The organism is Pseudomonas sp. P1_A1 (assembly GCF_056406935.1).
Map to the genome: position 1 here is coordinate 1 of NZ_JBFTZE010000011.1, position 11,918 is coordinate 11,918.

Below are 11,918 nucleotides of genomic sequence, written 5' to 3' on the forward strand. Positions count from 1 at the left end.
CTGAAGATCAAAAGATCGCAGCCTGCGGCAGCTCCTACAGGGGCTCGTCAGGGTTTCAACGTCGGGTGATCACCACCTCCAGGTATTCACCGGGCACCACCAGCGACCGCTCCCCCGCTCGGTTCAGGCGCTTGAGCAGTTCGGTCAGGTCGTGTTCCAGGGCGGCGGCCCCTTCGGGTGGCAGGGTCGCAAAGGCCTTGTGAACCGGGCCATACCAGGTGCGGAAGATGTCGATGAAATGAGCCGCCGAGCGATAGCGGAAGTTGAATAAGCGTCGTGTCACCTGAAGCACGAAGTCACGCTGATCGAAGTGCGAGTGCAACCACGCTTCGGAGCCCCAGTTTGAAGGTGGTTGGGCCCCTACGGATGGCGGCATGTGGCGCCCCAGGACCTTGAACATCTGGCCGACAAAGCCTTCAGGCGTCCAGTTGGCAAGGCCGATCCGGCCTCCCGGACGACACACCCGCGCCAGTTCCGCAGCCGCCTTGGGTTGATCCGGCGTAAACATCACCCCAAAGGTCGAGAGCACGGCATCAAAACTGGCATCCTCGAAAGGCAGCGCCTCGGCATCGGCCACCTGAAAGGTCACGTTCAGGTGTTCCGCCCGTGCCCGGTCTTCGCCACGCTCAAGCAACTTGGCTACATAGTCGGTGGACGTGACCTTACAGCCCCGGCGCGCAGCGGCAAGCGTGGCATTACCGTTGCCCGCAGCGACGTCCAGTACCCGCTCATCACAGAGCAAGTCACAGGCTTCGGCCAATAGCTCGCCGACGATCTGTAGGGTGGTGCCGATCACGGCGTAGTCGCCGCTGGCCCACGCAGTCATCTGACGGTTTTTCAGGGCGGTGAGATCAATGGGTGTGCTCATGACGTCTGCTCCGCTGCGGGTTGGAACGCGTCCCGGCTTACTCCGCCGTGGTGGGATCGATGATGTTCACGACTCGGGAAACGCTGTTGATCGGAAAGCCACCTTGTTTGGCATGCTCCCTGATGAGTTCCTCACTCGGCGCGATATACACGCAGTAAATCTTGTCGCCCGTGACGTAACTCTGCTGCCATTGCACTTGCGGCCCCAATCCGCGCAACACATCGCAGGACTTTTGCGAGATCGCTTTGAGTTCCTGTTGCGCCAGTGCACCGGCCCCCGGAAGCTCGCGTTCAATAATGAACTTAGGCATAACCCTCTCCCTTTCATGATGGTGATGGCAGGGTCGCAAGTGACCCCGTCCACAAACTAAAGCTCCCGGACAGGTATCCGTCCTGCCCGGTCGTCCGGCAGACTCACGAAATACACCGATCTCCGATACATGGTCATGCGTTTGTAACGCAGGATTAACACCCGGCCCCCGGGATTGCCGATGCGCCCTGATTCAGCTCTTATGGGCCACCGTTTTTTGAAAGGATTCCCTCATGCCTCGCCTGGACTGGCTCGCTCAGCACATGCACCACAGCGACATCTTTGCTTCATGGATTCACCAACAATTCCACTATGAATACGCCGACCAGCCCTTGCCTCAGTGGCAACGGGAATTCGCTGACGGCCAATTCGACGGCACATGGCAATGTTTGATCGCCCTGGATGAAGACCGCCTGCTGGGTGGTGCGGCACTGGCCGCCGCCGACCTGGCTCACCGGCCTGACCTGGGTCCTTGGCTGGCTTGTGTGTTCGTCACCCCCCAAGCAAGGGGAAAAGGATTGGCGGAGCGTTTGATTGAGGGGATATGCGCGCAGGCCAGGGAACGTGGCGTGGCGAAGATCTATTTACACACCCGGGACCAGAGCGATTACTACGCCAGACGCGGATGGACAGTGCTGGAGCGTTTTCAGGCCTGGGAAAACGACCAATGGCTCATGGTGCGCAACCTGTGAGCCATTGATTGGAAAGGTTACGCGGCAGGTGCCTTGGCCTCTTCCAACAGCTGCCGGATCATCTGCTCCTGAGTCTCGTAGCGACCCTCGCCAAAGTGGCTGTAACGCACCTGCCCCTTGGCATCGATCAGGTAGTGAGCCGGCCAGTATTGGTTGTCGAAGGCGCGCCAGATCGCGTAGTTGTTGTCGATCGCCACTGGGTAGGTGATGCCGAGCTTTTTCACCTGATCGCGAACGTTGTCGAGGATGCGTTCGTAACCGTATTCCGGGGTGTGCACGCCGATCACCACCAGGCCGTCCTTTTCATATTTTTTCGCCCAGTCCTTCACGTAGGGCAAGGTGTGCTGGCAGTTGATGCAGTCATAGGTCCAGAAATCCACCAGCACAACTTTGCCGCGCAGGGAGTCGTTGCTCAGCGCTGGAGAGTTGAGCCATTCGACCGCGCCGGAGAGTGACGGCATCGCACCTTTGGCCGYGTCCATCGGGTCGGCCTTGACCTTGCTGACCAGGTAATCGACCACTTTCGGCACGGTTTCCAGCACCTGCTGTTCCACCGAGGTAACACCTTCGGAGGAGGTGCCGGCGAGCAGTCTGTTATCGGTTCCGGTGGCAATGACCGYCGCCGCGACCAACACCCCGGCACCCGCGCCGCGACGCAGCCAACCGGTGACCGGAATCGACGGTTTCAAGCGATTGACCAGGCCGCGACCGGCGAAGATCAAGGTGCCCAGTGACAACGCGCTGCCCAGGCCATACGCCACCAGCAGCAGACTGGTCTGCGCGTTGGCGCCTTGCAGCATGGCGCCGGTGAGGATCACCCCGAGGATAGGCCCGGCACACGGTGCCCAGAGCAGGCCGGTTGCGACGCCGATCATCACCGAGCCCAGCGGGCCGGACATTTTGCGAGTGTTGGGGTCGAGGCGATTGCCCAACAACACGAACGGGCGCGCCAGCCAGCCGCCGATGCGGGCGGAGATCAGCGACAGCGCAAACAGCACCATCACGATCAGCGCCACATGGCGGCCGGTGTTGTTGGCTTGTATCACCCAATCGCTGCTGACCACGGCCAGGCTGGAGATCAGGGCGAAGGTCAGGGCCATGCCGCCGAGGGTGAGCAGGATCGAGGTGCGTGTGCGTTTAACACCGGCAAACAGAAATGGCACGACCGGGAGAATGCAGGGGCTGAGGACGGTCAAAATGCCGCCCAGGAATGCGATGAGAAACATGGGGATCACCTTGAAAATACGAGTTCCATGTGGGGGGGGGTTACAGAGGACTCAGTTGTCTTCGTTGCAGTTGTCAGCGAATTTGCGGTAATCCAGGGCCTGGGTTTTGCCTTGGGAATCCAGGTAAGTCATCCGCGCATTCACAATCCCGCAGGAAGGCGTGGCGTCCTCTTTCATCGACAGCACTTTCTGGATGTCCAGGTGCGTGCCATAGGTGTAGGTTTGCGGGGTGACATTGGCTTCGGCCCGGGCCGACAAGGTGCAGATGTTCAGGGCGGCAAACAGGCAGGCGGCGTAGACGGCTTTGGTATTCATGGTGGTTTCCTCGGGGCTTCAATAGGTCAATCGTTGCCAATCGTTGATGGGTCCGAGGCGGTTGGGTTTGCCTCGATGGAAGCCATTAGAAGCCCGCGAGGTATCCCGTCTGTGTCTGGAACAAGCGCGAGTAAATTGCTATGTATCAGCACCGGCCGGCGATACATAGCGATACAAAACCCCTGAAACCGGCTGTTTTTGCGTCCCCGTGTATCCGCCGACAGGCCAGATACACTGCAATACAAACCGCTGCGGGCGAGCGAGCCTTGACTCGGTAGACTGCGCGAAAACTCCTACTCAAGAGGCATGGCGACCATGGAACACGTCGATCACATTCTCATCGTGGACGATGACCGCGAGATCCGGGAACTGGTAGGCAATTACCTGAAGAAGAACGGCCTGCGCACCACCGTGGTAGCGGATGGACGGCAGATGCGCGCGTTTCTGGAGACCACGCCGGTGGACCTGATCGTGCTCGACATCATGATGCCGGGCGACGATGGCCTGCTGCTCTGCCGTGAGCTGCGCGCCGGCAAACACAAGGCCACGCCGGTGCTGATGCTCACCGCGCGCAACGATGAAACCGACCGCATCATCGGCCTGGAAATGGGCGCCGACGACTACCTGGTCAAACCGTTCGCCGCCCGTGAATTGCTCGCCCGTATAAACGCCGTGCTGCGCCGTACGCGGATGCTGCCGCCGAATCTGGTGATCACCGAAAGCGGTCGCCTGCTGGGGTTCGGTCGCTGGCGCCTGGACACCTCGGCCCGGCATCTGCTGGATCAGGACGGCACCATGGTCGCCCTCAGTGGCGCGGAATATCGCTTGCTACGGGTGTTCCTCGATCATCCTCAGCGGGTGCTCAATCGCGACCAGTTGCTCAACCTGACTCAAGGTCGCGACGCCGATCTGTTTGACCGCTCCATCGATTTGCTGGTCAGCCGCTTGCGTCAGCGCCTGCTCGACGATGCCCGGGAACCGGCCTACATCAAGACCGTACGCAGCGAAGGCTATGTGTTTTCCCTGCCGGTGGAAGTGCTCGGTGCGCCGTCATGAACCTTGCGCTGCACTGGCCCCGCACGCTGGCCTCGCGGCTGTCGCTGATTTTCCTGATCGGCCTGATCCTCGCCCAGGCGCTGTCCTTTGGCGCGCAGTACTACGAGCGTTATGAAAGTGCGAAAAATACGATGTTGGGCAATCTGGAAACCGACGTTTCGACCTCCCTCGCCATCCTCGACCGCTTGCCTGCCAACGAACGAGCGAGCTGGCTGCAGCGCCTGGAACGCACCAACTATGGTTATCTGCTGAATGAAGGTTCGCCCGGCACACCGATGGTGCCCAGCGATGTGCCGATTGCAGTCCCCTCGATTCAGGACGCCATCGGCCAAGAATATCCGCTGACTTTTACCAACATCCCCGGCCCGAAGAAACACTTCCAGGCCCATCTGAAACTGAAGGACGGCAGCCCCGTCACGATCGACGTGCGCCCCGCGATGGTGCCTTTGTCCCCGTGGTTACCGGCGGTATTACTGGGACAACTGGCGCTGCTGATCGCCTGCACCTGGCTGGCCGTGAGAATCGCCATCCGCCCGCTCACCCGCCTCGCCCAAGCCGTGGAAACCCTCGACCCCAACACCCACGCCGTGCACCTCGATGAAAAAGGCCCGACCGAAGTCGCCTACGCCGCCAGGGCATTCAATGCCATGCAGGCGCGCATCGCGGCGTATCTCAAGGAGCGCATGCAACTGTTGGCGGCGATTTCCCACGACCTGCAAACCCCGATCACGCGCATGAAACTGCGTGCCGAATTCATGGACGACTCCAGCGAAAAAGACAAACTGTGGAATGACCTCGGCGAGATGGAACACCTGGTGCGCGAAGGCGTGGCCTATGCCCGCAGCATCCATGGCGCCACCGAGGAAAGTCGCCGCACCGATCTGGATTCGTTCCTCGACAGCCTGGTGTTCGACTATCAGGACATGGGCAAAGACGTGCAGCTGGGCGGCAAAAGCGCCGCAGTCATCGACACCCGGCCCCATGCCTTGCGGCGAGTGCTGGTGAACCTGGTGGACAACGCGCTGAAATTCGCCGGCGCGGCTGAGTTGTGGGTGGAAACGAAGGCCGACGGCAGCTTGTCGGTGAAGGTCATGGACCGAGGGCCGGGGATTGCCGAAGAGCAATTGGCTCAGGTGATGCAGCCGTTCTACCGCGTAGAGAATTCGCGTAATCGCAGCACCGGCGGGACCGGCTTGGGGTTGGCGATTGCCCAGCAATTGGCGCTGGCGATTGGCGGGTCACTGACCTTGAGCAATCGCGTGGACGGCGGGTTGTGTGCGGAGCTCAAGTTGCCAAAGCCCCAATAAACACCGCCCATCCAATGTAGGTGTGGTGTATTGATTGATCGTTCCCACGCTCCGCGTGGGAATGCCTCAAGGGACGCTCCGCGTTCCAGCTCCACCGCCGCTGTCGAGCCAGACACCGATGTGACGCAGAGCGTCACGGGTTGCATTCCCACGCAGAGCGTGGGAACGATCATCAAAAGCCACTCGGCTCTAGTTCGAAGGCCGAGCCCGCAACCGCCGTCCAATGACATCCAGCACATCGCACCCATCCCGTAACGGAATAGCGCAGAGCAAGGCAAAGTCACTGAGAATGAAGGATTCGCACTCGACTGAACCTCGCATCGACATGTTCTCAAGCACCTGAGTAACTGCGCGAATTCGATAGCTGGCAGTGTCATACAAAACATCGATCGGCGCGTGGGTATCGACGAACAGGGTGGGCATGTCGGTGCAGTTGCCGGTGAGGGCCATGAAGCGGTTGTTGGGGTGGGGGATTGGTTTTTCGTAGGGTGGATCTGGCGTTAGCGTCGTCATTTGTAATTTCCATGAGTATGAATATGAGCTGCCAACGCACCCTCCTACAGGTTTGGGTGGCAGCCATGCGCAGGAGTAGGAGTACCGAGCACTCATGAACCTCGGCCACGCCGAAGCGTGTCCCGCGCACAGCCGCCGCGAACGATCTTACGGACACACATTAAGTGCCGCAATCAAACGACAAAGCTGTTGCACCATGAGAGAGGGCTCCTACACCCTGCCACCACTTCCGCGGTGACAGCGAAAGACTATCCCTATACCCCATCGCCCACCAGTTCACGAAAAACGCTACAACTTGAAGGAAACGTCCGAAGACCTTGCCCAGAAATTTCGCAGTTATCCCGAGAGATTTAAACAGCGCCTAGCCTGTAGTACTAACAATCAATGCGCTGAGAGTCCGTCGCTTTAGTTCATAAAGGGAACGGATATATTTATTTCAGAACTTTCTCACCTCATCAGAAGACTACATCAATCCGATCCACCGCTACCTTTACGTACTTCTCGTTGAGATATGGAAATTCGTAGTGAATCTCTTGATCCGGAAAATCAACAAAGGATCGGAAAACATTTCCATCCAAATACCCATAAAGAACGCACGAAAAACCGCCGCCAATCATCTCGACTGGGGCACTCGCTTCTTGTGCCACGACAACAAAATCATGATCGGGTAAGACCAGGTCGAATTCCACTTCATATTGTTTTCCCACTTCAATCTTGAAAGAACAGTAGCTCGCAAAGCATTTAACAATCACGCCATTGACAAGCAACACAACCGCCTCCTCGACGACTTCGTCGATTTCGACCACTAACACTTCATATTTTTTAGTCATTCACAGGTCTCACAGTTTTATCTCGCGCATCACCGTTTATTGCCCTCCAGAAGTCTTTTCCGCTTTTTGTATGCAAAGTCGTAATCTCCTGGCTATTGTTCGTACCTACGAATGCAAATTTGGCATCACCTCTTCGATTGTTGCCCATCAGCTGTAAGTACCCTGCTCGAACTTCACCCTTATACTCATACTCCACACGGGCACCTTGATTCACAACGTCTTGAGCTACTTGTAAGTACTCTTCTTTGCTCATAGCCCCGAATTCGACACCATGCTTTTCATAATGCCCAATAAGCTTCTCTTCACTACCGAAATTTTGAGGGCGCGATTTCGGTTTTGGAGCCTTGGGCTCACCCACATCAACCCTAACGCCAGTCGTATCATCCGGCGCCTTGCACCCAGGCTTATTCGGTGGCGGACAATTCCCGCTCAACCCCAACGGATCAACCCACCCCGTCGGATTCGGCGTGTACTGGTACTGGTTCAGCCCACCGGCCAGCTTGATCGGATCCGGCGTCAGATACCGACCCACCTCAGGATCATAGTACCGATGCCGGTTGTAGTGCAGACCACTCTCGGCGTCGAAATACTGCCCTTGGAAACGCAGCGGCTGGTCGAGCTGTTCGCCTCCACCGAGTGCCAGATGCGTAACCTTGCCGTAGGCGTTGTACTTCGCCGACCACACAATCTCGCCGCCGTAATCCGTCAGTTCCTGCGGCGTGCCGAGGTGATCGAGCTGGTAATAAAACGGGCAGGCCTTTTTCGGGCCTTTGCCATCGAGCATGGCCAGCGGGCGGAAGCTGCCGGGTTCGTAGACGTAGCTGCGGTAGCGCTCTTTGCGGCTTTCGGCGACGAGGTGGTCGCCCTGCCAGAAGTACTCGGTGGTTTGGCCGTCGACGGTTTTGGCGATGCGCCGGCCAAAAGCGTCGTAGCGGTAGCTCGCGCAACTTCCATCCGGCAACGTGACGCCGACCAGCCGATGTTGGCAGTCGTAGCGGTATTCGGTGACGAGTTTCTGCGCGGTGCCGCGGCGTTCGCGGATCAGGTTGCCGAAGGCGTCGTAGTCGTAATGACGGTCGCCTTGCATCAACAGGCGATTGCCTTTGACGGTCGTCGGGCCGGGGCGGCCCTGCATCAGCAGGTTGCCGGCCGGATCGTGGGCGAAGCTTTCCGGTGGGTCGTCGCGGGTGTGTCGCACGCGGGTCAGCCGGTTCAGCGCGTCGTACTGGTAGCTGCGCTGGCCGTGGCGGGTGTCGGCGATATGGTCGAGATTGCCGTTGAGGCTGTAGGCATAGTCGCGGCGGTACAGGTTTTTTTGCTGTTGGCTGACGGCATGGGCCTTCAGTCGACCCTGATCGTCGTAGGCGTATTCGCTGAGCAGCAGGCCCTGTTGGCGCTGCTGTTCGCGGCCGGATTTGTACGTGTGGCTGGTAAGACGCGCGCCATTGAGGTCGATGGCCGTCAGCGCGCCGCCCTTGGCGTGGTGGTAATCGAGTTTGCTGCCGTCCGGCAGGCGCAAGCGGTTAAGCTGGCCACAGGCGTCGTAGCCATAACGCAAGGTGCCCCAACTCTGGTGCTCGGTGATCAGTCGGTTCTGTTGGTCGTACTCGAATTCCAGCGGATGGTCGTGGCCGTCATCGACGCTGGTCAATCGGCCCAGGCGGTCATAGCGGTATTCGACCTGGATGCCGTCGGGCAAGGTTTTGACTAACAGCCGCCCTTCCGCATCCCGCTCGTACCCGGTGATCAGCTGCGAGCCGTCATCGCCGAACTCGGTTTTCTCCTGTAGATGACCATTGAGGTCGTAGGCATACGCGGTACGACGACCGTCGAAACCGGTTTCCTGTCGGATCAAGCCGTTGGGTGTGTAGTCCAGCCGATAGTGTTCGCCGGATTCGTTTTCGATTTCCGTGAGCAGCAGCTGCGCGTTGTCGTAGCGGTACTGGAGCTGGGTGCCGTCGGGATTGATCCGGCGGCTGACCAGATGCAGGTCGTCGGCGTATTCGTAGCGGGTGACGCGGCCCAGTTCATCGCGTTCGGCGGTGATCTTGCCGTAGGCGTTGTAGCTGAAGGCGCGGGTGGCGCCGGTAGGCAACGTCGTCTGGATCAGTCGGCCGACGGCATCCCATTGGTATTGGGTGACCGCACCGTGTTCGTCCTGACGGGTAATCTGCCGCCCCAAAACATCGTAGGAAAACCGCCGCTGACCGCCGTCCGGCAAGGTCTCTTCGAGCAACTGGCCCAAGGCGTTCCAGACGAACACATGCCGGCTGGTGTCCGGGTAGCGGATCGACAGCAGCTGACCTTTGTCGTCGTAGTGATAGTGGGTGACCTGGCCGTCGGGATCGACCGCCTCGGTAACGTCTCCCTGAGCATTGCGCCGATAGGTCCACACCGCTTGGCCGCGATAACGCGCATGCAGGAAACCGTTGCGATACTCGTAGGACGTCGGTTCGTCTTGCGGTGGAATCAACGCCACCAACCGTCCGACGTCGTCGTAACGGTATTCAGTGACGGCCCCGAGCGGGCCCTGCTCGGCAATCAGCCGCCCGCTGTCGTCATAGGCCTTGAGGTGTTCGCCACCATCCAGCTCGACCTTACGCACCAGCCGCGCTCGATCATCGTGGACGTAAACCTCTTCACTGCCGTCGATGTTCCGGACCGTGACGCTGCCCTGGTCATCCCAGACATAACGCGTGTCCATCTGCGCAAACGACGCCCAATGCCGGACGCAGCGTGCCGCTTTGCCGGGCCGCTCCCACTCCCAGAAGAAACTCGCCCCACCGGCCAGTTGCCGTTGCAAAATTACGTGGTTGTCGTCGTAGTCGTAACGCTCGCTTTCCCCGGCGGCATTGCTCGCTTCGATCAGTTGCCCGCGCTCGTCGTACCGGTAACTGACCAGCGTCTGCTCGGTGTGCCACGCATCGGCGAGGCTCTGGGCCGGACGAAAACTTTGATAGTCGACGGCGATCAGGTGGGCGCGGTCATAGCGCAACAGCAAGGCACGACCGGCGCCGTTGTCGAGGCGCTGGATGCGCTCCTGGCGGTCGCGGGTGATGCGCAAGCGGTTGTCGTAGGCGTCGCTGATGGCCGTCAGCCGACCGCTTTGAAAGTGATAGAAACGCGTGTCATCGCCGGCCTGGGCGAGGATCAGTTCCTCGGGGTCATCGCCGAGATAAATCGCCGCGCGCGACAGGCTGTTGTGGATCGCCGGGCGTTCGCTGCTCGGCAATGGAAACGTGGTGCGGCGGTTTTCGTGGTCGATCCAGATGACCTGGTCGCCGTCGATTTCCAGCCGATGGGCGAGCGAATGACTCCAGCCAAAACCGAGGCCGACATCGATCTCGGCGGCGCTGGTGCGGTAGAGCCGGGTGAAGTCGAACGGCAGGAGGCCGTCGAGCGAACCATCGGTGAGGGTCAGCAGTTCTTCGCCGGTGACCATCGACACCGGGCAGCCGTTCTTGCAGGTGGACGGCACGCACGTGGCGCTGTCGCCGTTGGGATTTTTCGCCTGATCCGGGACGTCGTCGTGGTGTTCGTTTTGCTTGAGCGTGGTGTTGCGCTTGGCATCCCAACGCAGTTGCATCCGGCCTTTTTTCAGCCCCGCCGCAATGCCCCGCGCGGCGACTTTTTTGTAGCGGTCGACGTAGCTGGTGAAGTTATTGATGATCGTGAATATCGCCTTCACGAGACGCACAACGGCACTGAGTAACTGCGCAGCTCGATCAGCCAAACGCATCGTCAGATAGGCGATGCCGGCGCCCGCCCCGGCGAACGTCAGGACGAGGCCAATCAGGATATCGATCAGCAGCTGCACCACCACCATCGACACCGCTTCGGCGGTTTTGCCGGCGATTTCGCTCGGTGGCAGCATGTCCAGCCAGAGGCTGGCGCTGCGCACCAGCAAGCACAGCGCTGCTTCGTCACTGACGAGCAACTGGGCTTTTTCCATGATATCCGGCGCGGTTTTGGCGAGCTTCTCCAGCTCTGCGGCGCTTTCGCCCAACCGCTCTCCAAACTTCGCCGGATCCTTGAGAATGTCCGACAGCAGGCCGATGCCGTCCCACACGCCCTCGACCGCCGCCCAACTTCCCGCGAGCATGCCATTGCCTACAGCAACCGAAGACGATTGCGACCACTTCGGCTTGAACGTCTGCCATTCCTCACGCAGCCAGCTTTCGAGCTCCTTCGTCAGGCCATCGTAGGAAGAGAAAAGATCTTCAACGTGCTGCGCTGTGACTTCGTCGTGAATGTGAATACGGTAGAACTTGCCGGGTGTACCGGTGAACTGTCCCTTACCGTGTTCATCGAGCGTGACCGGCGTCGACTCCCCGCTCTCCTGCGCAATCACATCGACCTGAATGTTCCCCACGGGAATGTCATAAACCGATTCGAACTTGCTCTCGATTTCGAGCTTTCCGCCTTTCGGGCACTGGACGACGGTGGAGAAAAAATCATCGTCGCTGCTGCTGACTGCGGTGCTGGAGCTTCCGAACCGGATGATCCGTTCCATGCCCATCAGCGAAGGCAAATCGGCGGCGTGACTGGCCTTATCCACCGCCCGACTGAACCAGTGCTTGAGTTGTTCACGGTAGAGGGACAGGGTGTCCGGAAAACTGTCGAGTTCCTGATCGATACGGGCGATGTGCTCCATCAACGCACCGGAAAGTAGGCAGTGACTGGAGAAAAGGAGTCGAACATAAGCAATCCCTTGCGCAGAAAATTAGGCGCGGGGACTTTGCGGGGGATCGATCAGGAATGAAGTCGGGAAAGGTGGAAATGGATGTAGGGCGATTCGCTGA

The 11,918-nt window shown here is 59.4% G+C and carries 10 protein-coding genes; 3 read left to right on the top strand and 7 right to left on the bottom strand.

The window, feature by feature from the left end; translation table 11 throughout:
• Window positions 1-55 precede the first annotated feature (55 nt).
• Together AC1D2Q_RS17395 and AC1D2Q_RS17400 are read right to left on the bottom strand one after the other, a co-directional pair.
• Window positions 56-868, bottom strand: coding sequence for a class I SAM-dependent methyltransferase (locus AC1D2Q_RS17395; RefSeq protein WP_477813967.1), 813 nt, complete (start codon window positions 866-868; stop codon window positions 56-58).
• A 37-nt stretch (window positions 869-905) separates the two neighbouring features.
• A complete protein-coding gene (locus AC1D2Q_RS17400; protein WP_253425282.1) occupies window positions 906-1,178 on the bottom strand; it encodes a DUF4242 domain-containing protein in 273 nt (90 codons plus the stop codon).
• Window positions 1,179-1,410: 232 nt separating this feature from the next.
• On the opposite strand from AC1D2Q_RS17400, the gene AC1D2Q_RS17405 reads away from it, so the two are divergent.
• Window positions 1,411-1,869, top strand: a complete 459-nt coding sequence (locus AC1D2Q_RS17405; protein ID WP_477813968.1) for a GNAT family N-acetyltransferase — start codon at window positions 1,411-1,413, stop codon at window positions 1,867-1,869.
• A 17-nt stretch (window positions 1,870-1,886) separates the two neighbouring features.
• On the opposite strand, the gene AC1D2Q_RS17410 is transcribed toward AC1D2Q_RS17405, so the two are convergent.
• Entirely contained in the window at window positions 1,887-3,095 is a 1,209-nt protein-coding gene (locus tag AC1D2Q_RS17410; protein WP_477813969.1) for a cytochrome c biogenesis protein DipZ, read from the bottom strand.
• 51 nt (window positions 3,096-3,146) lie between these two features.
• Complete coding sequence (locus tag AC1D2Q_RS17415) at window positions 3,147-3,410, bottom strand: DUF2790 domain-containing protein (protein WP_019649304.1); 264 nt, start codon at window positions 3,408-3,410, stop codon at window positions 3,147-3,149.
• A gap of 315 nt (window positions 3,411-3,725) precedes the next feature.
• Between AC1D2Q_RS17415 and AC1D2Q_RS17420 the strand changes: the two genes are divergently transcribed.
• Both AC1D2Q_RS17420 and AC1D2Q_RS17425 read left to right on the top strand, forming a co-directional pair.
• On the top strand, window positions 3,726-4,466 hold the full coding sequence (locus AC1D2Q_RS17420) for a response regulator (protein WP_026345826.1): 741 nt from the start codon (window positions 3,726-3,728) through the stop codon (window positions 4,464-4,466).
• Complete coding sequence (locus AC1D2Q_RS17425) at window positions 4,463-5,773, top strand: ATP-binding protein (protein WP_477813970.1); 1,311 nt, start codon at window positions 4,463-4,465, stop codon at window positions 5,771-5,773. The genes AC1D2Q_RS17420 and AC1D2Q_RS17425 overlap by 4 nt, the downstream gene beginning before the upstream one ends.
• 189 nt (window positions 5,774-5,962) lie before the next feature.
• Here AC1D2Q_RS17425 and AC1D2Q_RS17430 read toward each other — a convergent pair whose 3' ends face one another.
• From AC1D2Q_RS17430 to AC1D2Q_RS17440, 3 genes are all read right to left on the bottom strand, one after another.
• A complete protein-coding gene (locus AC1D2Q_RS17430) occupies window positions 5,963-6,286 on the bottom strand; it encodes a hypothetical protein (protein WP_477813971.1) in 324 nt (107 codons plus the stop codon).
• Between the two features lie 455 nt (window positions 6,287-6,741).
• A complete protein-coding gene (locus AC1D2Q_RS17435) occupies window positions 6,742-7,116 on the bottom strand; it encodes a hypothetical protein (RefSeq protein WP_477813972.1) in 375 nt (124 codons plus the stop codon).
• A complete protein-coding gene (locus tag AC1D2Q_RS17440; protein WP_477813973.1) occupies window positions 7,109-11,770 on the bottom strand; it encodes an RHS repeat-associated core domain-containing protein in 4,662 nt (1,553 codons plus the stop codon). The genes AC1D2Q_RS17435 and AC1D2Q_RS17440 overlap by 8 nt, the downstream gene beginning before the upstream one ends.
• Between the last annotated feature and the right edge of the window lie 148 nt (window positions 11,771-11,918).

Excerpts from the sequence above, each read along its gene's own strand:
- AC1D2Q_RS17395 (WP_477813967.1), bottom strand. The coding sequence starts at position 868 with ATGAGCACACCCATTGATCTCACCGCCCTGAAAAACCGTCAGATGACT.
- AC1D2Q_RS17400 (WP_253425282.1), bottom strand. The coding sequence starts at position 1,178 with ATGCCTAAGTTCATTATTGAACGCGAGCTTCCGGGGGCCGGTGCACTG.
- AC1D2Q_RS17405 (WP_477813968.1), top strand. The coding sequence starts at position 1,411 with ATGCCTCGCCTGGACTGGCTCGCTCAGCACATGCACCACAGCGACATC.
- AC1D2Q_RS17415 (WP_019649304.1), bottom strand. The coding sequence starts at position 3,410 with ATGAATACCAAAGCCGTCTACGCCGCCTGCCTGTTTGCCGCCCTGAAC.
- AC1D2Q_RS17420 (WP_026345826.1), top strand. The coding sequence starts at position 3,726 with ATGGAACACGTCGATCACATTCTCATCGTGGACGATGACCGCGAGATC.
- AC1D2Q_RS17425 (WP_477813970.1), top strand. The coding sequence starts at position 4,463 with ATGAACCTTGCGCTGCACTGGCCCCGCACGCTGGCCTCGCGGCTGTCG.
- AC1D2Q_RS17430 (WP_477813971.1), bottom strand. The coding sequence starts at position 6,286 with ATGACGACGCTAACGCCAGATCCACCCTACGAAAAACCAATCCCCCAC.
- AC1D2Q_RS17435 (WP_477813972.1), bottom strand. The coding sequence starts at position 7,116 with ATGACTAAAAAATATGAAGTGTTAGTGGTCGAAATCGACGAAGTCGTC.
- AC1D2Q_RS17440 (WP_477813973.1), bottom strand. The coding sequence starts at position 11,770 with ATGGAGCACATCGCCCGTATCGATCAGGAACTCGACAGTTTTCCGGAC.